The 25,534-nt window shown below is 69.5% G+C and carries 30 protein-coding genes; 17 read left to right on the forward strand and 13 right to left on the reverse strand.

Features of this window, described 5'->3' with window-relative positions; genetic code table 11:
• Window positions 1-78: 78 nt before the first annotated feature.
• From LZP97_RS19850 to LZP97_RS19860, 3 genes are read right to left on the reverse strand one after another with little or no spacing between them, the layout of a single operon-like run.
• Entirely contained in the window at window positions 79-831 is a 753-nt protein-coding gene (locus LZP97_RS19850) for an SDR family oxidoreductase (protein WP_010596262.1), read from the reverse strand.
• Window positions 828-1,898 carry a phosphotransferase family protein gene (locus LZP97_RS19855; protein WP_010596263.1) on the reverse strand — a complete coding sequence of 357 codons (1,071 nt, stop codon included), beginning with the start codon at window positions 1,896-1,898 and terminating at the stop codon, window positions 828-830. Before LZP97_RS19855 ends, LZP97_RS19850 begins: the two co-directional genes overlap by 4 nt.
• Window positions 1,895-3,145: an acyl-CoA dehydrogenase family protein gene (locus LZP97_RS19860; protein WP_040272962.1), complete on the reverse strand. Its 1,251-nt coding sequence runs from the start codon at window positions 3,143-3,145 to the stop codon at window positions 1,895-1,897. The genes LZP97_RS19855 and LZP97_RS19860 overlap by 4 nt, the downstream gene beginning before the upstream one ends.
• An 82-nt stretch (window positions 3,146-3,227) precedes the next feature.
• Between LZP97_RS19860 and LZP97_RS19865 the strand changes: the two genes are divergently transcribed.
• A complete protein-coding gene (locus LZP97_RS19865) occupies window positions 3,228-3,884 on the forward strand; it encodes a TetR/AcrR family transcriptional regulator (RefSeq protein WP_017681641.1) in 657 nt (218 codons plus the stop codon).
• Here LZP97_RS19865 and LZP97_RS19870 read toward each other — a convergent pair.
• From LZP97_RS19870 to LZP97_RS19895, 6 genes are all read right to left on the reverse strand, one after another.
• Window positions 3,787-5,928, reverse strand: a complete 2,142-nt coding sequence (locus LZP97_RS19870; RefSeq protein ID WP_010596266.1) for a transglycosylase domain-containing protein — start codon at window positions 5,926-5,928, stop codon at window positions 3,787-3,789. The genes LZP97_RS19865 and LZP97_RS19870 overlap by 98 nt on opposite strands.
• A gap of 170 nt (window positions 5,929-6,098) precedes the next feature.
• On the reverse strand, window positions 6,099-6,296 hold the full coding sequence (locus LZP97_RS19875) for a hypothetical protein (RefSeq protein ID WP_010596267.1): 198 nt from the start codon (window positions 6,294-6,296) through the stop codon (window positions 6,099-6,101).
• The gene (locus LZP97_RS19880) at window positions 6,293-7,144 is read right to left on the reverse strand and encodes a carbohydrate ABC transporter permease (protein ID WP_010596268.1); all 852 of its coding nucleotides are present in this window, start codon (window positions 7,142-7,144) and stop codon (window positions 6,293-6,295) included. The genes LZP97_RS19875 and LZP97_RS19880 overlap by 4 nt, the downstream gene beginning before the upstream one ends.
• Window positions 7,141-8,223: a carbohydrate ABC transporter permease gene (locus LZP97_RS19885; protein ID WP_040272965.1), complete on the reverse strand. Its 1,083-nt coding sequence runs from the start codon at window positions 8,221-8,223 to the stop codon at window positions 7,141-7,143. Before LZP97_RS19885 ends, LZP97_RS19880 begins: the two co-directional genes overlap by 4 nt.
• 14 nt (window positions 8,224-8,237) lie before the next feature.
• Window positions 8,238-9,515, reverse strand: coding sequence for an ABC transporter substrate-binding protein (locus LZP97_RS19890; protein WP_010596270.1), 1,278 nt, complete (start codon window positions 9,513-9,515; stop codon window positions 8,238-8,240).
• 145 nt (window positions 9,516-9,660) lie between these two features.
• Window positions 9,661-10,734, reverse strand: a complete 1,074-nt coding sequence (locus LZP97_RS19895; protein ID WP_010596271.1) for an ABC transporter ATP-binding protein — start codon at window positions 10,732-10,734, stop codon at window positions 9,661-9,663.
• Between the two features lie 89 nt (window positions 10,735-10,823).
• Between LZP97_RS19895 and LZP97_RS19900 the strand changes: the two genes are divergently transcribed.
• Complete coding sequence (locus LZP97_RS19900; RefSeq protein WP_040272967.1) at window positions 10,824-11,633, forward strand: DUF2786 domain-containing protein; 810 nt, start codon at window positions 10,824-10,826, stop codon at window positions 11,631-11,633.
• A complete protein-coding gene (locus LZP97_RS19905) occupies window positions 11,630-12,145 on the forward strand; it encodes a TIGR04338 family metallohydrolase (protein WP_017681637.1) in 516 nt (171 codons plus the stop codon). The genes LZP97_RS19900 and LZP97_RS19905 overlap by 4 nt, the downstream gene beginning before the upstream one ends.
• Before the next feature lie 4 nt (window positions 12,146-12,149).
• Here the strand turns inward: LZP97_RS19905 and LZP97_RS19910 are convergent, their stop codons facing one another.
• A complete protein-coding gene (locus LZP97_RS19910; RefSeq protein ID WP_040272969.1) occupies window positions 12,150-12,371 on the reverse strand; it encodes a CsbD family protein in 222 nt (73 codons plus the stop codon).
• 293 nt (window positions 12,372-12,664) lie between these two features.
• Here LZP97_RS19910 and LZP97_RS19915 point away from each other — a divergent pair, with 293 nt between their 5' ends.
• Genes LZP97_RS19915 through LZP97_RS19960 form a run of 10 tightly spaced genes read left to right on the forward strand, consistent with a single transcriptional unit; the run spans window position 12,665 to window position 18,127 of the window.
• The gene (locus LZP97_RS19915) at window positions 12,665-13,369 is read left to right on the forward strand and encodes a hypothetical protein (protein ID WP_026137977.1); all 705 of its coding nucleotides are present in this window, start codon (window positions 12,665-12,667) and stop codon (window positions 13,367-13,369) included.
• Between the two features lie 5 nt (window positions 13,370-13,374).
• Complete coding sequence (locus LZP97_RS19920) at window positions 13,375-14,628, forward strand: SRPBCC family protein (RefSeq protein ID WP_040272971.1); 1,254 nt, start codon at window positions 13,375-13,377, stop codon at window positions 14,626-14,628.
• Window positions 14,625-15,038, forward strand: a complete 414-nt coding sequence (gene gvpJ, locus LZP97_RS19925) for a gas vesicle protein GvpJ (RefSeq protein WP_017681635.1) — start codon at window positions 14,625-14,627, stop codon at window positions 15,036-15,038. The genes LZP97_RS19920 and gvpJ overlap by 4 nt, the downstream gene beginning before the upstream one ends.
• Entirely contained in the window at window positions 15,038-15,835 is a 798-nt protein-coding gene (locus LZP97_RS19930) for a GvpL/GvpF family gas vesicle protein (protein ID WP_040272973.1), read from the forward strand. Before gvpJ ends, LZP97_RS19930 begins: the two co-directional genes overlap by 1 nt.
• 3 nt (window positions 15,836-15,838) lie before the next feature.
• A complete protein-coding gene (locus tag LZP97_RS19935; RefSeq protein ID WP_010596279.1) occupies window positions 15,839-16,096 on the forward strand; it encodes a gas vesicle protein GvpG in 258 nt (85 codons plus the stop codon).
• A gap of 6 nt (window positions 16,097-16,102) precedes the next feature.
• Window positions 16,103-16,441, forward strand: a complete 339-nt coding sequence (locus LZP97_RS19940; RefSeq protein ID WP_040272975.1) for a gas vesicle protein GvpO — start codon at window positions 16,103-16,105, stop codon at window positions 16,439-16,441.
• Window positions 16,438-16,827, forward strand: coding sequence for a gas vesicle protein (locus LZP97_RS19945; RefSeq protein WP_040272977.1), 390 nt, complete (start codon window positions 16,438-16,440; stop codon window positions 16,825-16,827). The genes LZP97_RS19940 and LZP97_RS19945 overlap by 4 nt, the downstream gene beginning before the upstream one ends.
• The gene (locus LZP97_RS19950; RefSeq protein WP_040272979.1) at window positions 16,820-17,608 is read left to right on the forward strand and encodes a GvpL/GvpF family gas vesicle protein; all 789 of its coding nucleotides are present in this window, start codon (window positions 16,820-16,822) and stop codon (window positions 17,606-17,608) included. The genes LZP97_RS19945 and LZP97_RS19950 overlap by 8 nt, the downstream gene beginning before the upstream one ends.
• Entirely contained in the window at window positions 17,605-17,841 is a 237-nt protein-coding gene (locus LZP97_RS19955) for a gas vesicle protein (protein ID WP_010596284.1), read from the forward strand. The genes LZP97_RS19950 and LZP97_RS19955 overlap by 4 nt, the downstream gene beginning before the upstream one ends.
• The gene (locus tag LZP97_RS19960) at window positions 17,834-18,127 is read left to right on the forward strand and encodes a gas vesicle protein K (RefSeq protein ID WP_003934962.1); all 294 of its coding nucleotides are present in this window, start codon (window positions 17,834-17,836) and stop codon (window positions 18,125-18,127) included. The genes LZP97_RS19955 and LZP97_RS19960 overlap by 8 nt, the downstream gene beginning before the upstream one ends.
• 10 nt (window positions 18,128-18,137) lie before the next feature.
• Here LZP97_RS19960 and LZP97_RS19965 read toward each other — a convergent pair whose 3' ends face one another.
• On the reverse strand, window positions 18,138-19,274 hold the full coding sequence (locus LZP97_RS19965; RefSeq protein ID WP_040272986.1) for an acyl-CoA dehydrogenase family protein: 1,137 nt from the start codon (window positions 19,272-19,274) through the stop codon (window positions 18,138-18,140).
• 9 nt (window positions 19,275-19,283) lie between these two features.
• A complete protein-coding gene (locus tag LZP97_RS19970; protein WP_017681627.1) occupies window positions 19,284-20,456 on the reverse strand; it encodes an acyl-CoA dehydrogenase family protein in 1,173 nt (390 codons plus the stop codon).
• A gap of 181 nt (window positions 20,457-20,637) precedes the next feature.
• Between LZP97_RS19970 and LZP97_RS19975 the strand changes: the two genes are divergently transcribed.
• Entirely contained in the window at window positions 20,638-21,276 is a 639-nt protein-coding gene (locus tag LZP97_RS19975) for a TetR/AcrR family transcriptional regulator (RefSeq protein WP_040272988.1), read from the forward strand.
• 6 nt (window positions 21,277-21,282) lie between these two features.
• Here LZP97_RS19975 and LZP97_RS19980 read toward each other — a convergent pair whose 3' ends face one another.
• Entirely contained in the window at window positions 21,283-21,759 is a 477-nt protein-coding gene (locus tag LZP97_RS19980) for a nitroreductase family deazaflavin-dependent oxidoreductase (RefSeq protein ID WP_010596288.1), read from the reverse strand.
• Window positions 21,760-21,851: 92 nt separating this feature from the next.
• Between LZP97_RS19980 and LZP97_RS19985 the strand changes: the two genes are divergently transcribed.
• The 3 genes from LZP97_RS19985 to LZP97_RS19995 all read left to right on the forward strand — a co-directional run bounded on the left by LZP97_RS19985 (window position 21,852) and on the right by LZP97_RS19995 (window position 25,531).
• Window positions 21,852-22,646, forward strand: a complete 795-nt coding sequence (locus tag LZP97_RS19985; RefSeq protein ID WP_017681625.1) for an LLM class F420-dependent oxidoreductase — start codon at window positions 21,852-21,854, stop codon at window positions 22,644-22,646.
• Between the two features lie 130 nt (window positions 22,647-22,776).
• Window positions 22,777-24,003 carry an acetyl-CoA acetyltransferase gene (locus LZP97_RS19990; protein ID WP_082061298.1) on the forward strand — a complete coding sequence of 409 codons (1,227 nt, stop codon included), beginning with the start codon at window positions 22,777-22,779 and terminating at the stop codon, window positions 24,001-24,003.
• Window positions 24,004-24,013: 10 nt separating this feature from the next.
• Window positions 24,014-25,531, forward strand: coding sequence for a carotenoid oxygenase family protein (locus LZP97_RS19995; RefSeq protein WP_040272994.1), 1,518 nt, complete (start codon window positions 24,014-24,016; stop codon window positions 25,529-25,531).
• Window positions 25,532-25,534: the final 3 nt, after the last annotated feature.

Below are 25,534 nucleotides of genomic sequence, written 5' to 3' on the forward strand. Positions count from 1 at the left end.
CCGAATGTCACATCGCGTCGATTCGATCGACCGAATGTGACATTCGGCCACACACACGCGTCCACACACGTTGCGTCGTCAGACCATCCGGCTGACGACGGACAGCGGCAGTACCTTCATCGCATAGGCGAGCGGTGTCCACGGCCAGGCCGGGACGTACGCCTTGTGCGGTTCCTTCTCGATCGCGGCGGCCAGTGCGCGGCACCCGGTCTCGGTGTCGACGATGAACGGCACGTTCTTCACCTTCTCGTTGATCTCCGAGCGGATGAACCCGGGGAAGATCGTGCTCACCCGGATGCCCGTGCGCGCCAGGTCCGCACGCATTCCCTCGCCGAGCGCCGCGACGGCGGCCTTCGACGCCGCGTACGTCGTGAGATTGCGCGGCATCCCGCGCACCGCACTCACCGACGAGATGAGCACCACGTGACCGGCATTGCGGGGGCGCATGAGCTCGAGGGCGGCCTCGCTCTGTGCCAGCGCACCGAGGAAATTGGTGTTCGCCGTCTGCACGTTGGCACGGAAGTAGCCCGTGCCCAAGGGCTGCCCCTTGCCCAGGCCCGCATTGACGACGACGCGGTCGAGGCCGCCGAGTTCGTCGTCGAACTCCCGGAAGACGGTGAACACGTCCTCGTGCCGGTCCACGTCGAGCCGCCGCACCGCGACGGTGATACCCGGATGCTGCGCGAGCAGTTCGTCGCGCAGCTCCTCGAGCCGCTCGGTCCGTCGCGCCGCGAGGGCGAGGTTGCGCCCCCGCGCGGCGAACTCGCGGGCCATGCCGGCGCCGAGGCCGGAGCTCGCGCCGGTGATGAGAATGTTCCTCCGCGTGCTCATGCGCGTCCCGCCTCGATGTCGTCGATCAGCGTGTTGCATCGCGAGTCCAGATAGCCCACGATCACCCAGAAGTCCTTGAACGCCGGGTTGGTGGTCTGCCCGTGGTGGTAGCGGTAGTAGATCTGCTGCGCGATCACCGCGAGCCGGAACAGGCCGAAGACCTCGTAGAAGCCCCAGTTGTCCACGGCCAGACCGGTCTTGCTCGAGTAGTAGTCGACGATCTCGCGGCGGGTGAGCATGCCCGGCAGGTCCGACGGCTGCCGCTTGGTGGCGAGCAGCATCGGATCGTCGTCGGCCTGCACCCAGTAGGCGAGGGAGGAACCGAGATCCATCAGCGGATCGCCGACGGTGGCCAGTTCCCAGTCCAGCACCGCGACGGGCTGCAGCGGGTCGTTCTCGTCGAGCACCACGTTGTCGAGCCGGAAATCGCCGTGGATGACAGCCGAGGCCACGTCGGCAGGCTGAGTGTCGTTCAGCCACTTCGTGACCCGGGCGAAGTCCGGAACGTTCTCGGTGCGCGCCTTCTCGTAGCGCGCAGTCCAGCCCGACACCTGGCGCGCGACGTATCCGGAGCCGCGGCTGAATTCGCTCAGCCCCGTGGACGCGGGGTCGACGCCGTGCAGCTCGACGAGCAGGTCGACGATCCGCAGGCACAGGGTGCGGGTGCGCTCGGGGGTCAGGGCGAGTTCGGCCGGGGGGTTCGCCCGCAGGATCGTCCCCGGCACCCGTTCCATCACGTAGAAGTCGCTGCCGAGCACGCTGTGGTCGGTGCACAGGCCCACCATGCGCGGCACGTACCGGTATGCGGGCGCGAGCAGCGACTGGATGCGGTACTCGCGGACCATGTCGTGACCGGAGGACGGCTTGGCCCCCACCGGCGGTCGGCGCAGCACGAGGTCCCGGTCGGGGTAACGCAGTAGATAGGTGAGATTCGATGCGCCACCGGAGAACTGGTGCACCTCCGGGATTCCGGCGATGCCGGCGTGCTCGCCGAGCCAGGCCGCGACGGCCGCGACGTCGAAGGCGTCCTCGTCACGGACGGCGCGGGCGTTGTCGGGAATTGTCACTTGCGACCCTCCGGGTTGGTGTACTTGCCGAGTTCGAAGCGGGCCACCAGTCCCTGGTGCACCTCGTCGGGGCCGTCGGCCAGGCGCAGCGCCCGCGCGGCCGTCCAGGCACCGGCGAGCGGGAAGTCGTCCGAAAGACCGGCGCCGCCGTGGATCTGGATGGCGAAGTCGACCACCTGCTGGACGACGCGCGGGGTGGCGACCTTGATCTCGGAGACGGCGGAGCGGGCGCCGGCCAGGCCCTGGGTGTCGAGCAGCCAGGCGGTGTGCAGCACGAGCAGCCGCAGCTGGTTGATCGCGATGCGGGCGTCGGCGATGCGTTCGCGGTTGCCGCCGAGGTTGACCAGGGGCTTGCCGAACGCGACGCGGTCGAGGCCGCGCCGGCAGGCGAGTTCGAGGGCGTGTTCGGCGAGCCCGATCAGACGCATGCAGTGGTGGACGCGGCCGGGACCGAGCCGGCCCTGGGCGATTTCGAATCCGCGGCCGGGTCCGGCGATGATCGCGTCGAGCGGCAGGCGCACGTCGGTGAACGACACCTCGCCGTGTCCGCCGGGCTCGTCGTAGAAGCCCATCGTGGACAGCATCCGTTCGACCTTCACCCCGGGGGTGTCGATCGGCACCAGCACCATCGAGTGCTGCTGATGCTTGGGCGCCTGGGGATCGGTGAGCCCCATGAAGATCAGGATCTTGCAGTCGGGACTGCCGATGCCCGTGCTCCACCACTTGCGTCCGTTGAGCACCACCTCGTCGCCCTCGACGAGGGCGGTGGCGGCCATGTTCGTCGCGTCCGAGGACGCGACCCCGGGTTCGGTCATGCAGAACGCCGAGCGGATCTCGCCGTCGAGCAGGGGGCGCAGCCAGCGTTCCTTCTGTTCGGGGCTGCCGTAGTGGTACAGCACCTCCATGTTGCCGGTGTCCGGGGCGTCGCAGTTGAAGATCGAGGACCGGAACGGGGAACGACCCATCTCCTCCGCGAGGGACGCGTACTCGACGTTCGTCAGCCCGGCTCCGAGTTCGGCGTCGGGGAGGAAGAGGTTCCACAGGCCCTGGGCGCGGGCCTTGCGCTGCAGTTCGCGGAACTCGTCGGGTACCGACCACGTCGCCGCGCCCGAACTGTCGCCGCGCGCCGCGAAGGGGGCGATCCGTTCCCGCCGCAGCGTCTCCTCGACGGGCACCACCTCGGTGGCGACGAAGTGGCGCAGCCGCTCGAGGTAGTCGCGCGAGCGTTCCGACTGACCGAAATCCATGAGGCCTCCGTAGCTCTAACTGAGCAATGCTTAGTTAGACTAGCCGGGCGCGCAGCACACCATCAAGAGGGAGGGACCATCCGTGAGCACCGAGAAGCGGCGGCGCCTTCCTCCGGAAGAGCGCAAACGCCAGCTCGTCGCCATCGGCCTGCAGGAACTGGCCACCCGCCCGATCCACGCCCTGTCCGTCGACCGGGTCGCCGAGATCGCCGGCATCTCCCGCGGCCTGCTGTTCCGCTACTTCCCCACCAAACAGGACTTCTACGTCGCGGTCGTGGCCGCGGCCGCTCGGCGCCTGCTGCGGGCGGCGGTCCCCGATCCCGACGACACCGACCCGCTGCGCGCGGTGGTGCAGCCGTTCGTGGCGTTCATCGACCGGCACGGCCGGCACTACCAGGCGTTCTTCCACGGCGGGTTCGGCGCCGATCCGCAGATCCGGACCATCCACGAGAACATGCGGAACACGATGGTCGAACGCACCGTCGCCGCGATCGGCGTCGCGCCCACACCGCTCGTCACCATGCAGCTGCGGGGGTGGTGGTCGCTGGTCGAGTCCATGGCGATGGACCGGCTCGACGAGCCGTCGGTGTCGGTCGACGACGTCGTCGACTGTGTGACAGCCGCGCTCGCGGCGTGGTGTCCTACCCCGGGATCTGGATCGTCACGCCCGGCAGCACCTCGATCTGCTGCGGCACCTGGATCTCCGGTGGCAGTTCCACCGGAGGCGCCGGGATCGTGATCGGCGGCAGCTCCGGCAGCTGCAGCTGGGGCAGCTGCACCGGGGCCGGGACGTTGTTCGACGGGGCTGTGACCCCGGTGTCGACGGGGACACCTGCCTGCCCCCCGATCGGATCGGGCCACGGGAAGCTCTCGACCTCGGTGCCCTCGAGAGCGCCGTCCATCGTGCCCTTCCAGATGTCCGACGGCAGCATCGAACCGTAGATCGACCCGCCCCAGCTGTTCGTGATGGCGGTGCCGTCCGGCGTGCCGACCCACACCGCCGTGGACAGCGACGGGGTGTACCCGACCATCCAGGCATCCTTGTTCAGGCCGGTGTCGCCGAGCTGGGTGGTGCCGGTCTTGGCCGCCGACGGCCGCCCCCCGGCGAGCGCGTGTCCGCGCGAGTACGCGGCGATCGGCTGCATGGCCTGCGTGACGTTGTCCGCGACGGCCGGATCGAGGCGCTGCTCGCCCGGCGACGCGGGCCGGTCCAGCAGCACCTCGCCCTCGGCGTTGACGACGCGCTGCACGAAGTAGGGCTGGTGGTAGGTCCCCGACGCGGCGAGCGTGGCATATGCCGACGCCATGTCGATCACCCGCGACTGGTACTGGCCCAGCACGATGCCGCCCTCCGGCGCGCCGCCGTTGTGGCTGAGCGTGCGGCCGTCGACGCCGGGGATCTCGAGCGGGATGCCGGCCTCGTGAGCGGCGTCCGCGATCTTCTGCGGCCCGTTCTCCATGGCCATCATCAGCCGGTAGAAGCTGGTGTTCAGCGACCGCTTGAGCGCCTCGGCGATGGTGCACACCCCGCACGATTCGCCCTCGACGTTGCCGATCTCGAGATTGCCGACGGTCAGCGGGGCGCTGCTGAACCGGGCGTTCAGGCCGATGCCGTCCTTCAGCGCCGCGACGAGGCCGAACACCTTGAACGCGGAGCCGGTCTGCACCGGGGCCTGCGCGAAGTCGAACCCGGCGCCCTCCTCGCCGCCGTAGTACGCCCGCACCGCGCCGGAGCGCGGGTCGATCGACACGACGGCCGTGCGCAGGTTCGCCGGTTCCCCCTCGAGGGTCTCGCGCGCCGAATCGATCGCCGCCTGCTGCGCCCGCGGGTCGATCGTCGTCGTGATCTGCAGGCCCTCGGTGCTGAGCACCTGGCCGCTGATCCCCGCCGCCTCGAGCTCACGGATCACCTGGGTACGCAGCAGCCCCTCCGGGCCGGTGGCCGCGTCCGCCTGCGTCGCCTGCGCGGCCGGCACCGTCGGCGGGAACTCCTGGGCGTCGCGTTCGGCGGTGTCGAGCTCGCCCATCTCGACCATGCCGTCGAGGACGTAGTTCCAGCGCGCCTCGATCGCCGGCCGGTTGAACTCGGGGTCGAGCGCCGACGGCGTCTGGATCACCCCGGCGAGCACGGCGCCCTCGGCGACCGACAGCTCACCGACCGGCTTGCCGAAGTACGCCTGCGCGGCGGCGGCGATGCCGTAGGCGCCGCGGCCGAAGTAGATGGTGTTCAGGTATGCCTGCAGGATCTCGTCCTTGGACCACTGCCTGGCCATCTTCGTCGAGATCACCAGTTCCCGCATCTTGCGGGTGACGGTCCGGTCGGCGCCGACGAGCACGTTCTTCACGTACTGCTGGGTGATGGTGGAGCCGCCGCCGGCGGTCTCCTTGCCGAGCACGTTGTCGCGGGCCGCGCGGGCGAATCCGCTCACCGAGAAGCCCGGGTTGCTGTAGAAGTTGCGGTCCTCGGCCGAGAGCACGGCGTTGCGCACGTGCTCCGGGATCTCCGCCAGGTCGACCTCGACACGGTTGCCCTCGGGTGGCACGATCCGGCTCAGCTCGGTGGTACCGTCCGCGGCGTAGACGGTCGCGACCTGGTTGGTCTTCATGTCCGACGGGCGGGGCACGTCCGTGGACAGGTACGCCACCGCGAACATCAACGCCGGCACGAGCACCAGAACGGCCACCACGGCGAGCGCGAGGTTGCCGACGATGCGCCACCGCCGCGCTTTCGCAGCGGCGGTGGGTTTTCTGTGCTGGGGGTTCGGCGGGGTCGTAGAACTCACACGTACCACTTTCTCGGATGGATCCGGGTCCGACGAAATAATCGCACCCTCTCGATCGCATGGTACGGAGTTCTGTCCCGATGTGACGGGTACCGCAGGCCGCGCAGACCCGTCCCGGCCCGCGGGCCGGGGCGGAGAAACCGCCCCCGGCCTGCGGCGATACGCCGGCCTCAGGAACCTGCGCGCCGCCAGGCCCGGAACGTCAGCCCCCACGCCACCACGCACGCGAGCAGCAGCAGCGACGGGACCACCCCGGGCGTGGCGGACAGCAACCCGGCGACCGCGCCGACCAGCGTCAGCAGCGTGACCATCGTCAGGAACCCGAGCAGCAGCTCGAGCCGCTGCCGGCGCGACGGCCGTCGGCTCACGACTTGACGCCGCCGGCGGTCAGGCCCGCGATGATGCGACGCTGGAAGATCAGCACCATCACCACCAGCGGCACCATCACCAGGGTGCCGCCCGCCATGATCGACGCATACGGGGTGACGTACGGGTCGGTTCCGGTGAAGCGGGCCATCGCCACCGTCACCGGGGCGGTCTTCTCGGTCGACAGCTGCGACATGAGCAGGAACTCGTTGACGGTCGCGATGAACGCGAGGATCGCGGTGGTGAACAACGCGGGCGCCGCGAGCGGCAGCATGATCATCCGGAATGCCTGGCCCCGGCTGGCGCCGTCCATGCGGGCGGCCTCCTCGAGCTCCCACGGCAACTCGGAGAAGAACGAGGTCAGGGTGTAAATCGTCAGCGGCAGCACGAACGAGATGTTCGGGATGATCAGGGCCTGGTACGTGCCGATCCAGTCCAGGTCGGTGAACAGCTGGAACAGCGGCGTCACCAGCGCGACGACGGGGAACATCGACGCACCGAGGATGATGCCGGTGACGAAGTACTTGCCGCGGAAGTCGTACCGCGACAGGGCGTAGGCGGTGAACACACCGACCAGCAGCGCGATCGCGGTGGTGGCCCCGGCGATGATCACACTGTTGACCAGCGCCCGGGAGAAGTTGACCTTCGCCGACGGATCCAGGGCATCCGCGAAGTTCTGCAGCGTCGGATTCGACGGCCACAGCGTGGTGCTGAACGTGTCGGCCGGGTCGCGCAGCGCCGTGACGATCATCCAGTAGCACGGGGCCAGGCCCCACACGACGATGAGCGCGACGCCGACATAGGTGCCGATACTGCCGCGCAGTGCCTTGCCGGTGCCCGGTCGGCTCATGCCGGGGTCCCCTTCCGCTGTTCTTCCTGCGTGCGCACCGCGTTGGCACCGAGGAACCGGACCAGGACGAACGCGACCGCGAAGATGATGAGGAACGTGATCGTGGACAGGGCCGACGCGGAGTTCGCGCCCTGCCGCATCTGGTCGACCACCAGCACCGAGATGGTCGAGGTGGCCGGGTTGGAGCCCATCATGATGGCGGGCAGGTCGTACATGCGCAGCGCGTCCATCGTGCGGAACAGGATCGCGACCATGAGCGCGGGCTTGACCAGCGGCAGCGTGATCTGGGTGAACCGCTGCCAGGCGGTGGCACCGTCGACCTTCGCGGCCTCGTACACGTCCGACGGGATCATCTGCAGCCCGGCCAGGATGAGCAGCGCCATGAACGGCGCGGTCTTCCACACGTCGGCGACGATGATCGCGAAGCGCGCGGGCCACGGGTCGGCGGTCCACAGGATCTCGGTGCCGAGGATCTGGTTGGCGATGCCGTCGTTGGCGAAGATGAAGAACCACAGCTTGGCGGTGACCGCCGTCGGGATCGCCCACGGCACGAGCACGGACGCGCGCAGCAGGCCGCGCCCGCGGAACGACTTCGCCATCACCAGCGCCATCGCGAACCCGATGACCGTCTCGAGCGCCACCGTCACCACGGTGAAGAAGAAGGTGTTGCCGACCGAACCCCAGAACTGCGAGCCGAGGGTGCCCGGTGGGCACGGGATCGAGCCCGTCGCGGTGCCGCAGGTCTGCGTGATCCACCGGACGTAGTTCTCGACTCCGACGAAGCCGCCGGTGACGAACCGGCCCGTCTCGGGGTCGAGCTTCTTCGCGTCGCCGTGCAGCGACATCCATACCGCCCGGCCGAGCGGATACAGGATGACGACGGCCAGCACGACCAGCGTCGGCGCGACGAACGCCCATACCGGGATCCGCCGGCGCGGCTTCACGGCCGCGACCGGCGGCTCGGGGGGTTCGGGGGCTCGGTGCCGGCCGCCTCCACGGCCACGGTCGGGACCGAGCACTGCGGTCCCGACCGTGGTGGGGGGCGACTGATCCGCGGGCTCGACCTGCGGCTTCGCCATGTACTACTCCTGCATCAGTTGCCGGCGGTCTCGATGCCGGCGCGGGTGTCCGCGAGCGCCTGGTCGACCGTCTTCTCACCGCGGATCGCCGCGTAGGCGTTGTCACGGATGGCCTTGGAGACCTGCGAGTAGTACGGGGTGACCGGACGCGGCTGCGCGTTGGCCAGGGATTCCTTCAGGGTCGCGAAGTACGGGTACTGCTCGAGGATCTGCGGGTCGTCGTAGACCTCCTCGAGGACCGGCGCGCCGCCGGCCTCGGCGTAGTAGGTCTGCGACTTACGCGTCTGCATGAACTCGAGGAAGTCGCGGGCGGTCGCCGGCGCGTCGGAGAACGCGCTGATGCCGACGTTGTAGCCGCCCAGCGTGGAGGCGCCGGGGCCGTCCACGCCCGGCAGCACGGCGATGCCGTAGCGGCCGGCGACCGACGAGGACTCACCGTCGGTGAAGAAGCCCGGCCAGGTCCGCATGAACAGGGCGCGGCCCTCACCGAAGGCGTTCTGCGACTCGCCCTCGGTGTAGGTCTGTGCGGCTTCGGGGATGGTGCCGTCCTCGAACGAGTCGACGATGAACTGCAGGCCCTCGGCGGTCTTGTCGTCGATGGCCGGGGTGGTGCCGTCCTCGGCGACGAAGGACCCGCCGTAGGCGTTGACGATCTCGGAGACGTTGACCGTCAAGCCCTCGTAATTCTTGAACTGCCCGACGTAGCAGTCGATGCCCGCCTCCTGCGCCTTCGGGCACTGCTCCTTCAGCTCCGCCCACGTCTCGGGTGCGCGGTCGACCAGGTCCGTGCGGTAGTACAGGAACGCGCCGTTGGTGTTCTTCGGCGCCGCGTACAGGGTGCCGTTGTAGGTGGCCGAGTCGACCGTGGCGGGCAGCAGGCCGTCGGTCTCGATCGCGTAGTCGCCCTCGAGCGGCCGCAGCCAGCCGTTGGCCGCGAACTCGGCGGTGTTGGTGACGTCGACGGCGATGAGGTCGTACTCGTCGCTCTGGGCCTGCATGCGCTGGGTGATGTCGTCGCGCTGCTGGTCCGCTTCCTTGCCCAACGGCTTGAAGGTGACCTGCTCGTCCGGGTGCTCCGCGTTCCAGTCGGCGATGATGCTCTCGAGTGCCGTGTTCAGCGGATCCTGACCCTCGACGATCGTGATCGGCCCGCGGCCCTCACCGCCGGCGGCGGTGCCTCCTTCGCTGCCCGAATCCGAGCCACCGTCGGAGGAACAGGCTGTGAGCACCAGCATCGACGCGGCCGACGCCGCGACCGCTGCGCGGCGCATCGCCTTCGAGTTCAGAATCATGAATGACTCCCCGTTGAGATCGTGAGAAAACCGTCGTCGGCGGCACCGGGCCACCGACATCGGCCCTTACTCTGGCATGGAGGGCACCGAACCGCAGACATTCCACCCGACCTTGATCGGTTCCGTGTCGGCGCCCGGCACCCGGTCAGCCCAGGCGACGACCGTCGGACGTGGTGAAGACGTGCACCTGGTCCGGGTCGAACCGCAGGTGCACCCGCTCGCCCTTCTGCGGCGGATTCCGCCAGTCCCCGCGCGCGACGATCTGCTGCGGGCGGCCGGCGACCTGGGCGCGGCCGTAGACGTAGGCGTCGGAGCCGAGTTCCTCGACGACGTCGACGTCCATCTCGAGGCCGTCGGGTGCGATCTCGAAGTGCTCGGGACGGATACCGACCACCACCTCGGACTCGGTGACCCGGCCGACGACGTCGCGCGGCACCTGCACGGCGGTGTCGCCGAGCATCACCCCGCGGTCGAAGACCGGCAGCGTGAACAGGTTCATCGCCGGCGAACCCATGAATCCGGCGACGAACACGTTCGCGGGCTTGTTGTAGAGCACGCGCGGTGAGGCGCACTGCTGCAGGATCCCCTTGTCGAGCACGGCGACGCGATCGCCCATCGTCATCGCCTCCACCTGGTCGTGCGTGACGTAGACGGTGGTGGTGCCGAGGCGGCGCTGCAGCTGCGCGATCTGGGTGCGGGTCTGCACGCGCAGCTTCGCGTCGAGGTTGGACAGCGGCTCGTCCATCAGGAACACCTGCGGCTGGCGGACGATGGCGCGGCCCATGGCGACGCGCTGGCGCTGACCGCCGGACAGTGCCTTGGGTTTGCGGTCGAGGTACTGCTCGAGGTCGAGCATCTTCGCCACCTCCTCGACCCGCGCCCGGATCTCCGCCTTCGGTGTCTTGGCGAGCTTGAGCGCGAAGCCCATGTTCTCGGCGACGGACATGTGCGGGTAGAGGGCATAGTTCTGGAACACCATCGCGATGTCCCGGTCCTTGGGCTCCTGCGCCGTGACGTCGCGGCCCCCGATGAGGATGCGCCCACTGTGCACCTGTTCGAGTCCCGCGAGCATGCGCAGGGAGGTGGACTTGCCGCAGCCGGACGGGCCGACCAGGACGAGGAACTCCCCGTCCTCGATCTCGAGGTTCAGCGCGTCGACGGCAGGCGTGGTCGACCCGGGGAACAGACAGGTCGCATGGTCGAAGGTCACTGGGGCCATGGCAGGAGAATAGGCGACCCCGGCGCCCCGGTGTCCTTCCGGATCGCCGCAGGCCCGAAAAGGCACCACGGCAGGCGTAACCTGCCGGAGTGAGTTCGGAGAAGATGCTGACCCGCATCGGTGGCCTGCTCCGGCAGGCGGAATCCACCGACAACCCCCACGAGGCCGACGCGTTCCTCGCCGCCGCGCAGCGGCTGGCCACGGCGGCATCGGTGGATCTGGCGGTCGCGCGTGCCCACACGGCGAGCCGGGAGCGCCGGGCGACGCCGGTGCAGCGCTTGATCACGATCGGGGAGAGCGGGAGGAAGGGGTTGCGCACGTACGCGCAGCTGTTCCTGGCGATCGCCGCCGCCAACGACGTGCAGTGCGACATCACCACGACGTCGACGGTGATCTACGCCTACGGTTTCGCCTCCGACATCGGCGTGTGCGAGGCCCTGTACTCGTCGCTGCTGGTGCAGATGGTCCGCGCCTCCGACGCCTACCTGCGTTCGGGCACCTACAAGGACGAGACGACGGTGCGCACGGTGGTCGAGACCCGCGGGGGGCGGCGCGTGCGGACGCGGGTGCGCCGGCCCGTCGCGGCCGTCACCGCGCGGCTGAACTTCCAGTCGGCGTTCGCGACGCGGATCGGGCAGCGACTGTCGGACGCCAAGCAGGACATCGAGCGGGAGGCGAGCGTCGACACGCCCGGGGCGGCCCTGGCGCTGCGCGACAAGCAGATCGAGCTGCGGGACTTCTACCGCAGCACGTCCGAGGCGCGCGGCCGCTGGCGCGGGTCCGCGGTGGGGGTGGGGCACTCGTCCGACGCCCGTCGTGCCGGGGACCGGGCGGGGCGACAGGCGCGCCTGGGTACCGGTCCGGAACTGCCGGCCGCGGCCCGGAGGTTGCCGCGGTGACCCGCCTGCGCGACACCCGGAGGACCGCCGTCTACGAGGCGGAATCCTTGGTACGCACGATGTTCGACCGGGCCGACGAGCGCGGCCTGCGGGTGGTGGAGCTGGCCGGATCGCAGCTCACCCTGCCGGTGGAGCGACGCTTCGCCTCCCTCGAGTCCGTCCAGGCGTACGTGGACTCGGTGCTGGCGCTGAACTGGGTGCGGGCCCACTGGCCGCGGGCGTCGGTGCGAGCGCGCGTCCGGGCACGCGCCGGAAATTCCGCCGCTCACTACGAAAGCGATTGCGCCACAATCGCACTCCCGGAGCACCACGCCAACACCGCGTGGGCGTTCCGCGAGCTGGTGGTGCTGCACGAGCTGGCGCACCATCTGGACCCGTCCGATCCGGACGATCCGGCGGAAGCTCCGCACGGGCCCGCGTTCGTCGACCGGTTCCTGACCCTGGTCGACGAGATCGTCGGGCCCGAGGCGGCGTTCGCGCTGCGCGCCTGCGGCATCGCCGCCGGCGAATGACGACTCAGCGGAGATCGGAACGATGTGACCTGTTCTTGAACCTTCCTTGGGCGTTCCTTACCGCATGCGTGAGATTGTCCCCGAACCCCTTGACGCGCCCGGAGACCTGACCGCGCCGACCCACGCTCTGCAGGTTCCTGTTTCCGGTCCGCTTACCCAAGTTGTACCGGGTCTTGCCGACCATCTCCTCGGCCTTGTGCATCACCTTGTTGGCGAGGTGAGCCATGATGCCCTCCTTGTGGATTCCGGTGGGGACGCAACTGCGCCCGTCGAGTGTTGCGATACCCCCGTCGCGCCGGCGGGAAACGCCTCCGAGACGTACCGATCGGTCTGGTAGCACACCGCCGTCGCGCCGGATGGGCATTCCGGTCGATCGTCAGCGAATCGATGTTTGGAATGCGTAGTGTGGGCTACATCACATTCGAACCGCACCGCGGGCCCACCGCATCGGACGAGACACCGTGCGCAGCCGGGAACCTGCCCGCAACAGCGGCCACATGCAGGCGAAGGAGAATGGTCATGAAAGGTGGGGCACGAGTCGCCGCCGGGGTGAGTATCGGATACTTCCTCGGACGCACGCACAAGATGCGGCTGGCGTTGATGCTCGCGGGGGCAGGCCTGACGGGACGGCTGCCGAACAACCCGCAGGACATCCTCAAGCGTGGGGCCTCGATGGTCGGGTCCTCACCGGAACTCGTCAAGATCACCGATTCGGTCCGTGGCGAGCTGATGAGCGCCGCCCGCGCGGCCGCGGTCACCGCCGCGAGCAATCGGATCGACTCGCTCAACGAGCGGCTCCAACAGCGGGCCACCGGGCGTCCCAAGGCTTCCGAGGAGGAGCCGGAGGAAGAGGAGTACGCCGACGAGGGTCCCGAAGACGAGTACGCGGAGGGCGAATACGAACCGGCCGAGGAGTCCGCCGAGGAGGAGTATCCCGAGGAGGAAACCGACGAGGAGGAAGCCCCCGAGGAGGGAGAAGGCGCTCCGGAAGAGGCCGAGGAAGCGGAAGAAGAGGCCCCGAAGCCCGCCCGGCGGCGACCGGCCGCCAGGCGACGCACCGGCGAATCCACGAGCCGTCCCAAGACATCCCGAGCCAAGTCGAAGGCGAAGGAACCGGAGGAGTCCGGCGACGAGGACGAGGAGCCGGCGAAGCCCCGGCGACGCAGCACCCGCGCCGAGGCATCCGCCTCCGGGCGCGCTCCGGTCCGGCGCACGAGGAAGTGAGTTCGATGACGCGATCACTCGAAGACGCCACCCGCCGGCTGGGCAAGACCGCCAAGGAGACGGCCGGCAAGGCCGGAAAGACCGCCGCCGGCACGGCGGGACAGGCCGGAAAGACGGCGAGCGGGGCTGCCGGCAGCGCCGGCAAAGCGGCACAGGACCTCTCGCCCACCAAGCACCTGCAGAAGTCACTGCAGGGCCTGGCCGGCACGTTCGCCGAGCGTGCCCTGTCGACGGTCTCCGACAAGGTGACCGGAACGGCCGGGCGCCTCAACGACTATGCCGAGGGCGGGGGAGGGAATCTGCTCGGCGCGATCACCGGTGTGCAGAAGTCCGCCGAGGGGAAGTCTCCGATCACCGCGGCGCTGAGCGGCGGCTTCGAGAACGTCAAGCAGACCGCCAAGGACAAGTTCGACGACGTCAAGGAATCCCTCGGCGGCGGCGAAGGCAAGGGTAAGGGCGGCGGCAACAAGAAGCTCAAGCTCACCAACATCGTCGAGCAGATCGACGTCGGTGTTCCGATCGACCTCGCCTACGACCTGTGGACGCAGTTCGCCGACTGGCCGAAGTTCATGAAGAAGGTCGAGCAGGTCGAGCAGGCCTCCGACGAGAAGCTGCAATGGACCGGGAAGGTCTTCTGGTCCCGGCGCAACTGGGAGTCGACGATCCTCGAACAGGTTCCGTTCGATCGGATCGTGTGGCGCTCGAAGGGCGCCAAGGGCTACATCGACGGGGCGGTGACCTTCCACGAGCTCGCCGACAATCTGACCCGGATCATCATGGTGCTCGAGTACCACCCGCGGGGGTTGTTCGAGAAGACCGCCAACCTGTGGCGCGCCGTCGGCCGACGAGCGCGCTTGGAACTCAAGCACTTCGAGCGGCACGTGATGACGGAGGCCGTCCTGCACCCGGACGACGTCGTCGGCTGGCACGGGGAGATCCGTGACAGCGAGGTCGTCAAGGACGACGAGACCGCCCGGCGCGAGGAGGAGGAGGAGCAGGAACAGGAGGAGGACGTCGGGGACGAAGGTTCGGAGGACGAACTCCCCGAGGACGAGACCGAGGACGAGACCGAGGACGAACTCCCCGAGGAGCAGGACGAGGAGGACGAGGGTCTGCAGGACGACGAGGACGAAGGTCTGCAGGACGAGACCGAAGAGGAGCCTGAGGAGCCCGAGGAGGAGGACGAGGAGGCACCGGCACGGCGACGTCGCGGGGGCGCAGGCACACGTAGGGGCGCCCGGCGAGGAGCACGCACATGACCATCCAACCCGCCGGCGGCGGGGGCGGCGGAGGCGGCGGCGGCACGATGGCCCGGCCGAACTCCTCCGGTCTCGCCGACGTCATCGACACGATCCTGGACAAGGGCCTCGTCATCGATGCGTTCGTGCGAGTGTCGCTGGTGGGCATCGAGCTGCTGACCATCGACGCACGCATCGTGGTGGCCAGCGTCGACACCTATCTGCGGTTCGCCGAGGCGGTGAACCGCCTGGAGATCTCCGACAACGAGCCGAAGGGCCTGCCGGACCTCGTCGGTGACATCACCCAGGGCGGGGCGAAGCACAAGACCAAGGGCGCGCTCGAGGCCGCGGGCGAGAAGGTCATGGACTTCCTCGGCGACGTCGAGGACAAGCGGCAGACGGCGAGCCGACCGAAGCGAAGGGGGGATTGATGTCCACCGATCAGGCCGCAGAGGCACCCGAGAGCGAGGGCGGGCAGAGCACCGCGATGTACGTCTACGGCATCGTGCCGGGCGACGTGGAGCCCGAGGAGCACGCGAAGGGCGTGGGAAAACCCCCGAGCGACGTCGCGGTGGTGCGTCACGGCGACGTCGCCGCCCTCGTCAGCGAGATCTCCGTCGACCGGCCGCTCGGCACGCCCGACGACCTGAAGGCGCACGCCGAACTGCTGGACGGTTCCGCGGCCGTCGCGCCCGTGCTGCCGTTGCGGTTCGGGGCGGTGATGACGGACGCCGAGTCGGTCGAGAAGGAACTGCTCGAGGAGAACCACGACGAGCTGAAGGCGGCCCTCGACGAGCTCGAGGGCCGGGCACAGTTCGTGATCAAGGGCCGCTACGTCGAGAACGCCGTGCTGCGCGAGGTGCTCGACGAGAACTCGGAGGCTGCCCGGCTGCGCGAGGAGATCCGCGACAAGTCGGAGGACGCCACCCGCGACGCCCGCATGGCGCTCGGGGAGATCATCACCCAGGCGATCGAGGCCAAACGCGCCGAGGACACCCGTCGGGTGATCGACACCCTCGAGGCCCTCGAACCGATGGTCAACGAGCGGCAGCCCACCCACGAGGAGGACGCGGCGCACATCGCCGTCCTCGTCGAGCTCGACCGGCAGGGCGAACTCGAGGAGGCGGTCGGCTCCCTCGCGCAGGAATGGGACGGCCGCGTCGAGATGACGCTGCTGGGCCCGATGGCGGCGTACGACTTCGTGATGAAGCGGGAACCGGAGGGCTGACGCATGGGACTGATCTCGGCCATCCTCACGCTGCCGCTGGCACCGGTCAAAGGCGTGCTCTGGCTCGGCGAAGTCATCCAGGACCAGGTCGAGCAGAAGATGCACGACCCCGCGACCATCCGGAAGGAACTCGAGGAGATCGACGAGGCGGCGGCGGCCGGTCACTTGTCGGAGGACGAGAAGGAGGAGGCACAGCAGGCGGTCCTGGACCGCATGATCCGGCCGGGCGGCGGCACGACACCCGCCGCGAGGGGGGAGTGAGAACCCGTGAGCGCCAAGGCGACGCCTGAGGATCCCGGCGACGGCCACGACGAGGAAGCGGGCGAGCCGCCGGCCCTGACGGCAGGTGAGGCCGCCGCGACCGCGATCGAGCACCTCGTGCAGCTGACCTCGAAGGAGCCGCAGGGCGCCACGTCGGTGGAACCGGCCGATCACGGCTGGACGGTGGAGGTCGAGGTGCTCGAGGACCGGCGCATCCCGTCGTCGGCGGACATGCTGGCCCTCTACGAGGTGGAGATCGACCTGGACGGCAACCTGCTGGCCTACCGCCGGACCAAGCGGTACGGCCGCGGCAGCAGTGACATCGGCGAAAGGGACCGGCGATGACGGTGGTGGGGGGCAGTTCGTCGCCGCAACCGTACGGGGGTGGCCATCAGTCGACGAACCTCGGCGACATCCTCGAGCGGGTGCTCGACAAGGGGCTGGTGATCGCCGGGGACATCCAGGTGAACCTGCTCGACATCGAGTTGCTCACGATCAAGCTGCGGCTGGTGATCGCGTCGCTCGAGACGGCGAAGGCGGTGGGCATCGACTGGTGGGAGTCGGATCCGTGGCTCAGCAGCAAGGCCCGCAATCGCGAACTCGATCGGGAGGACGACAAGCTGGAACTCGAGAACCGGCGGCTGCGCGAGCGGATCGCCGAACTCGAGTCCGGGCAGGGCCGCCGCGAGGCCGTCGAGAGCGCTCGTGTGGAAGAGGAGGATCGTGACTGACGGAACCGGAGTGTGGCTGTACGCCGTGACGGACGACCGGCTCGCCGAGGGGGATCTCGGCGGGCTGGCCGGCGTCGCCGGCGAGGCGGTGCGCGCCGTGGGATCCGGGGGGCTCACGGCCGTCGTGGGTTCGGTGCCGCTCGCGGTGTTCGGGGAGGAGCCGCTGAAACGCAATCTCGAGGACCTGTCGTGGCTCGAGGCGACGGCCCGGGCGCACGACGCGGTCGTCTCGACCGTCGCCCAGCGCGGTCCGGCGGTCCCGTTGCGCCTGGCGACCGTCTACCTCGACGACGCCCGTGTGCGCGACCTCCTCGACGAGCGGCAGGCCGACTTCGAGTCGGCGCTGACCCTCGTGACGGGTCGCACCGAATGGGGTGTCAAGGCGTACGGCGACCGGCAGGCCCTCGCCGACGCGGTCGCGGAAGCGCAGATCGCGGGCAGCGCCAAGGGTTCGGGAACGGCGTATCTGCTCCGACGCCGCGCGCAGCTGGCCGCGCAGGAGTCCGTCGAACGCGACGCCGCGGCCCGCGCCGACGAGATCCACTCCCGGTTGCTGCGGCAGGCCGCCGCCGGTCGGCGGCAGCCCGCGACGGATCCGGCGCTGAGCGGCCGCCGGGACTGGATGGTGCTCAACGGCACCTATCTGGTGGACGACGACCGCGCGGACGAGTTCGCGAGGGCCGTCGAGGAACTCCGCAAGGAGTATCGCGGGATCCGGCTCGAGCTGACCGGGCCGTGGCCGCCGTATTCGTTCGCCGGCGTCGAACGGGACACGGCATGAAGCACGTCGACCCCTCCGTGGACGGCGAGCGTCGCATCGCCCTGATCGATCTGCTGGACCGGGTGCTCGCCGGCGGCGTCGTCATCACGGGCGACATCAAGCTTTCGATCGCGGACGTCGACATGGTGCAGATCTCGCTGCGGGCGCTCATCTCCTCCGTCAGCACGCTGTCGGTCACGGCGATCGAGCCACCCGTCCCGCGGGACGCCCTGGAGCCTCCGGTCGATGACTGAATTCGAGGGCATCCCACCGCGTATCGACGCCGATCCCGAGTCGGTCGAGCGCGGACTGGTCACGCTCGTGCTCACCCTCGTGGAGTTGCTGCGGCAACTGATGGAACGGCAGGCGTTGCGGCGCGTGGACGAGGGCGACCTGAGCGACGAGCAGATCGAGCGCATCGGCACCACCCTCATGCTGCTCGAGGAGCGCATGGGGGAGTTGCGCGACCACTTCGGGCTCACCCCCGAGGATCTCAACATCGACCTCGGACCGCTGGGGACGCTGCTGCCCCGGGAGTGAGCCCGTGTCGTCACATGCCGGCGACCTCGATGCGGTCGTAGTCCGCGACGGACCCGGCAAGCACCCGCACGTGGTCCTCCATGGTGCCGAGCGTGTGCTCGATCGCGGTCAGCCGGCTCACGTAGTGGCCCACCGGGTATTCGGCGGTGATCCCGATACCGCCGTGCATCTGGATCGCCTCCTGCCCGAGCTTCCGGGCCGACCGGCCCACCTGCAGCTTCGCCCGCGACGCGATCGTCGGGTCGACGATGCCGTCGGCGAGGGCCATGGTGGCGTACAGGCTCATGCTCGACGCCAGTTCGAGCAGGACGTACATGTCGGCCGCGCGATGGGTCAGCGCCTGGAAACGGGCGAGGGGGGCGCCGAACTGCTTGCGCTGCTTCAGGTAATCGGTGGTCAGGCGGAGCGTCTCGGACAGCGCACCGACGGCCTCCGCGCACAGCGCGGCCTGCGCCCGCACCTGGGCGGCGGTGATCGCCGAGGTGACGTCCGCGGCCTCACCGAGCGGCACGGCGGCGGCCGAGTCGAGGACGAGCTGCGCGGCGCGGCGCTCGTCGTGGGTGCGGTACGGGGTGCGGGTGACGCCGGCCGCGTCGGCGTCGACGAGGAACAGCCCGACCCCACCCTCCGGCAGCCGCGCCGAGACCACGAACGTCTCGGCGCAGTCCCCGTGCAGCACAGGGTTCTTACGGCCGGTCAGGGTCCAGCCGCCGCCGCTGTGGGCGGCGCTCGTGGCGACCTCGACTGCCGGCCAGCGGCTGCCCGGCTCGTCGTGGGCGAACGCGAGCAACAGCGCGCCCTCCGAGAGGCGCGGCAGGAGGTCCGTGCGCTGCGCGTCGGTGCCGACCTCGGCGACGAGGCCGCCCGGCAGGAACACCGCGTTCAGGAGCGGTTCGGGGGCCAGCGCCCGGCCGATCTCGCCCATCACGGCCATGATCTCCACCGGTCCGGCACCCATTCCGCCGTGCTCCTCGGCGAACGGCAGGCCGAGCACGCCGAGCTCGGCGAGCTGGCGCCACACGTCGGTGCTCCAGCCGCGGTCGGTATCGGCGACCTTGTTACGGGTCTCGGTGTCGTAGGTGCTCGAGAGCACGTCCCGGACCGTCTTGCGGAGCAGGTCCTGTTCGGTATCGAGTTCGAAGTTCATGACAGTGGCTCACAATCCGAGGATCGAGGAGGCAATGATCGAGCGCTGCACCTCGCTCGATCCGCCGTAGATGGACACCTTGCGGTAGTTCAGGTAGGTCGGGGCGGTGCGCTGCGCCCACTCCGGCGAGTCGATACCCTCCGCGCCGACCGGCAGCGAGTCGGGTCCGGCGATGTCGGTGAGCAGTTCGGTGACCGCCTGCTGCAGCTCCGAGCCGCGCAGCTTGAGCAGCGACGACGCCGGATTGGGCTTGCCGTCGGCGGAACCGGCGACCACCCGCAGCTGGGTGAGTTCGAGTGTGAGGAGCTCGTTCTCGATCTCGGCGAGGCGCGCGGCGAACAGCGGATCGTCGAGCAGGGTGCCGGATCCGGCACGGGTCCGTGCGGCGAGCTGCTTGGCGCGGGCGAGCCGGACCTTGGTGGCCCCGACGCGGGCGATACCGGTGCGTTCGTTGCCGAGCAGGAACTTCGCGTAGCTCCAGCCCGCGTTCTCCTCGCCGACCAGGTTCTCGGCGGGGACGCGCACGTTCTCGAAGAAGACCTCGTTGACCTCGTAGCTGCCGTCGACGAGCTTGATCGGACGGACGGTCAGGCCGGGGGTGTTCATGTCGATGAGCAGCATCGAGATGCCGGCCTGCTTCTTCGGCGCATCCGGGTCGGTGCGCACCAGGCAGAAGATCCAGTCGGCGTGCTGGGCGAGGGTGGTCCACGTCTTCTGGCCGTTGACGATGTAGTCGTCGCCGTCGCGCACGGCGCGGGTCTTGAGGGAAGCGAGGTCGGAGCCGGCCTCGGGCTCCGAGAATCCCTGACACCACCAGATGTCGAGGTTCGCGGTGGCGGGCAGGAAGCGCTCCTTGAGCTCCTGCGACCCGAAGTGCGCTATCACGGGTCCGATCATGGATGCGTTGAACGGCAGCGGATCGGGCACGGAGGCGAGCTGCATCTCGTCGAGCCAGATGTGGCGCTGGACGGGGGTCCAGTCCTTGCCACCCCACTCGACCGGCCAGTTCGGCACCGCCAATCCCTTGGCGTTGAGGATCTGCTGGCTCCGGACGACCTCGTCGCGTTCCAGGTGCCGGCCGGCCGCGACTTTCTCGCGGATCTCGGCGGGGAACTCGGTGGTGAAGAACGTGCGCAGTTCGTCGCGGAACGCGAGCTCTTCGTCGGTGAGCTTCAGGTTCATGGGGGCCTTCCATCACGGTTGTGCCTGTGCGAGCGCAACACCGGCGACGACCGATCCCCGCGCCGCGCTACCTGATTCGCCGGGACGAGGGGGTGGTTCGCTCTGGTGCTGCCTACTCCCCGACTGTAACCTGACAGTGTTAGGTTGTCCAGGTCCCGGATCCGACGAGGAGGGAGCATCGATGGCCCGGCCCCGCACCCCGCTTCTCAGCCGCCCGCTCATCCGCGAGACCGCGCTGCGCCTCGTCGACGAGCACGGCCTCGACGAACTGTCCATGCGCAAGATCGCCGCGGAGCTCGGCGTCCGCGCCCCGTCGCTCTACAGCCACTACGCGAACAAGGACGAACTGCTCGACGACATCGCCGACCGGATCGGGGAGTCCGTCGACGTCGGCGGGTTCGACGCCGACGACTGGCAGGACGCGCTGCGCCGCTGGGCGAGGTCCTACCGCGCCGCCCTCGCCGAGCACCCGAACCTCGTCCCCTTCCTCGCACGCAGCCCCGGCCGGCGAGAGCTCGCCCTCGACCACGCCAATGCCGTGCACGGCGGCCTCACCCGCTGCGGCTGGCCCCCGCGCACCGCAACCCTGATCGGCGCGTCGATCAAGTACCTCGTCGTCGGCTCGGCCATCGCCTCGTTCTCCGGGGGCTTCCTGGACGATCTCACCATCTACCGGGAACGCTATCCGCATCTGTCCCAGGCACACCGGCTGCGCGAACATGCGGACGAGATCGACCGCGACGGATTCGAGCTGGCGCTCGAGTCGTTCCTGCAGGGCCTGGCACAGCGGTTCGCGAGCCTCACCGGCGCGGACCGCTGAGCGGTCTCAGGTACGGCGCAACCGCACGAACCGCAGCTGCCGGCCCGCCGCCCGATAGTCGGCCTCGCTGCCGTCGACCTCGAACCCCATCGCCGCGCACAACCGCGGCGCGACCTTCGGGTGCCGGCGCCCGTACCGCGCCATGAACTCCGCGGCGTCGTCGGGCGGCAGGAACTCGGCGGTGACCGCCAGCTTCTCGCGCCCCGACTCGATCCGCGCCGCGGGGTGCGCCCGCAGGTTGCGGTACCAGTCGGTCTGCTTCCCGAAGCCGACGGCCACGACGAATCCGCCGGACGTGTCCTCGTGGTTCACCACCTCGAGCACCGTCTGCCGGGGCACGCCGCTGCGCCGGCCGACATGGTGCAGCAGCAGGAATCTGCGACCCAGCACTCGCCCCAGCCCGATCCGGTAGAGGTGGATCGGAGCACGCAGGAATCGGCGGCGCAGCCCGGTCGGTGGTGCGGCAGGTTCGGTGAGGCGCATTCCTTCACTGTGCGCCCGAGCCGTCGGCCGCACCACCGGAACGCGGCCGCGGATCGGCTGCGAGACCCGCGCGACGGCCCTACCGTTGACCCATGCACCGTCCCATACGCATCGGTCTCCAACTCCAGCCCCAGCACCAGCCCGACTACGGGAAGATCCGCGACACCGTGCTCCGCGCCGAGGACGCGGGCGCCGACATCGTCTTCAACTGGGACCACTTCTATCCCCTCTCCGGGGACCCGGACGGCGCCCACTTCGAATGCTGGACGATGCTCGGGGCCTGGGCGGAACAGACCGAGCGCGTCGAGATCGGGGCGCTCGTCACCGGCGGCGGCTACCGCAATCCCGATCTGCTCGCCGACATGGCCCGCACCGTCGACCACATCAGCGGCGGCCGGCTCATCCTCGGCATCGGCGCCGGCTGGTTCGAGAAGGACTACGACGAGTACGGCTACGACTTCGGCACCAAGGGTTCCCGGCTGAAACTGCTCGGCGAATACCTGCCCCGGATCACCGCGCGGCTCGCGAAGCTCAACCCCCAGCCGACCCGGCACATCCCGCTGCTCATCGGCGGCGGCGGACCCCGCAAGACCATCCCCCTGGTGGCGCAGTACGCCGACATCTGGCACAGCTTCGGCGACCTCGACACCCACAGGGAGAAGGCCGGGATCCTCGCCGCGCGCTGCGCCGACGTCGGCCGTTCGCCGAACCAGATCGAACGGTCCGTGCCGTGGCGCGGTACCGGGAACGCGGCCCCGCTGGTCGAGGCAGGCGTCACCCTGTTCACCGTGGGAGTGAGCGGACCCGACTACGACCTGACGGACCTCGTCGAGGCGATCGGGTGGCGGGACGAGAACTCCGCGCCGCCGCTCTCCGGCCTGGCCTGACAGCGGGCTCGGGCCGCCGGGGACGCGGCAACCGGAGTGCAGGGTTCCCGGCTACCCGCGAGCCCACCGTTGCGCCGAACCAGTCACTCTGTTTACTGTAGTTGAAACCACGGACGGTCGAACCCAGGCGGTGAGCGGCGTGAACCCTGCGGGCGTGTGGATCGCCGGTGGATACCAATCCGACTTCGCGCGGAACCTGACCAGGGAAAATCGGAACCTTGCGGACCTCGTCGCCGAGACGGTGACGGAAACGCTGCACGACGCCCGCATCGACGCCGCCGACGTCGGGGTGATCCACGTCGGCAACGCCTTCGGACAGCTCTACACCGGTCAGGGACACCTCGGCGGCATGCCGGCCTCCGTGCTGCCCGAACTGTGGGGGATCCCGGCCACCCGGCACGAGGGGGCCTGCGCATCCGGCTCACTCGCCGTGCTCGCCGCGACGGCCGATCTCGAGGCCGGGCGCTACGACTGTGCCCTCGTGCTCGGCGTCGAACTCGAACGGTGCGTCCCCGGCGACGCCGGCACCCGGGTCATGGACGCCGCGGCCTGGGTCGGACAGGAAGGTGCCGAGGCGAAGTACATGTGGCCGTATATGTTCGACAGGATCGCCGACGAGTACGACCGCCGCTACGGCCTCGACGACGAGCACCTGCGGGCGATCGCGGAACTGAACATCCGCAACGCGCGCGCCAATCCGAATGCGCAGACCCGCAACCGGACCTACGGACCTGGGAGCTTCGGCCCGGACGACACCGCCAATCCGGTGGTCGAAGGACGCCTCCGCAGGACCGACTGCAGTCCGTTGACGGACGGGGCCGCAGGCGTGGTGCTGCTGAGCAACCGCTATCTGAGCCGGCACCCCCGCACCGTCGACGACATGACCCGCATCCTCGGCTGGGGCCACCGCACGGTCGGACTGTCCTTGTCCGGCAAACTCACCCGCGACGACGACGATCCCCTCGTCATGCCGCACGTGCGCGCCACGATCGTCGACGCGTTCGAGCGGAGCGGCATCGGCGGCGTCCGCGACCTCGACCTGATCGAAACCCACGACTGCTTCACGGTCGGCGAATACCTGGCCGTCGACCACTTCGGGATCACCGCCCCCGGCCGGAGCTGGCAGGCGATCGAGAACGGCGACCTCGAGATCGGTGGCCGCATCCCCGTGAACCCCAGCGGCGGGCTTCTCGGCGGCGGGCATCCGGTCGGCGCCACCGGAGTCCGGATGCTGCTCGACTGCCACCGCCAGATCACCGGGCGCGCCGGCGACTACCAGGTGCCCGACGCCGCCCGAGCCGCGACCCTGAATATCGGCGGAAGTACCACCACCACGGTCGCTTTCGTCGTCGGCTGAAAGGACTTCCATGGAACTCGAGATCCTGGGACGGGCGCTGTCCACCCTGCCCGCGGACGACGACCACCCGTACCGCACCGGTCCGTGGCGTCCGCAGCACACCGAGCGTCGCGCCGACGACCTCGAGGTGGTCGGCGACCTGCCGGCCGACCTGGACGGCGTGTACCTGCGTAACACCGAGAACCCGGCGCACCCCGCACTCGAAGGTCTCTACCATCCGTTCGACGGTGACGGCATGGTGCACGTCGTCGGCTTCCGGGACGGAAAGGCCTTCTACCGAAACAGATTCGTGAGGACCGACGGTTTCCTGGCCGAGCAGGAGGCCGGCGGCCCGCTGTGGGCGGGCATCGCCGAACGGCCCCAGAACTCGATCCGCCGGGACGGCTGGGGCGCCCGCGGCCACATGAAGGACGCCTCCAGCACGGACGTCACCGTGCATCGCGGCGTCGCCCTGACCAGTTTCTGGCAGTGCGGGGACCTCTACCGCCTCGACCCGACCACCCTCGAGACCCTGGGCAAGGCGACGTGGGACGGCCGATTCCCCTCCGACTGGGGCGTTTCCGCCCATCCGAAGGCCGACGCCCGCACCGGCGAGTTGCTGTTCTTCAACTACGGCACCGACGCCCCGTACCTGCACTACGGCGTGGTCGACGCCGAGGACCGGCTGGCGCACTACGTCGACATCCCCCTGCCCGGCCCGCGCCTGCCTCACGACATGGCATTCACCGAGAACTACGCGATCCTCAACGACTGTCCCCTGTTCTGGATCCCGGAGGCCCTCGCGCACGGCAAGTACGTGCCGCGCTACCACCCCGACCTGCCGATGCGGCTCGGCGTCCTACCCCGGCGCGGCCGCCCGGACCAGATCGTCTGGTTCGACGCCGACCCGACCTACGTGCTGCACTGGACCAACGCCTACGAGGACGGCGACGAGATCGTGCTCGAGGGATTCCATCAGGAGACGCCGGAACCGCCGGACGACGGCACCGGAACGCTCTACCGGCGGCTGTTCCGTTCGCTGGCGCTCGACCGCATGGGCACCCACCTGCATCGCTGGCGGTTGAACCTGCGCACCGGTTCGCTCACCGAGGAGCGGCTGTCCGAGTCCGTCACCGAGTTCGGGATGATCAATCCGCATCACGGCGGCATCCGTCACCGCTACACCTACGCCGCGACGGGGGTGCCGGGCTGGTTCCTCTTCGACGGGCTCGTCAAACACGACGTGCAGACCGGAGCAGAGGAGCACTACTCGTTCGGCGAGGGCGTCTTCGGCAGCGAGACGGTGATGGCGCCCCGCACCGGGTCCGCGGGCGAGGACGACGGCTACCTGATCACGATCACCACCGACATGAACCGGGACCGGTCCGAATGCCTGGTCTTCGACGCACGGCGACCGGCGGACGGCCCGCTCGCGCGGATCGGGCTGCCCGAACGGGTCTCGAGCGGCACCCACTCGACGTGGGCGGCGGGTTCGGACCTGCCGGGGTGGCGGGACGCGGACCGGGCCGGCGACGTCCTGAACCTATGATCA

It is taken from the genome of Rhodococcus sp. DMF-1 (genome assembly GCF_021441945.1).
GTDB lineage: Bacteria > Actinomycetota > Actinomycetes > Mycobacteriales > Mycobacteriaceae > Rhodococcus > Rhodococcus ruber.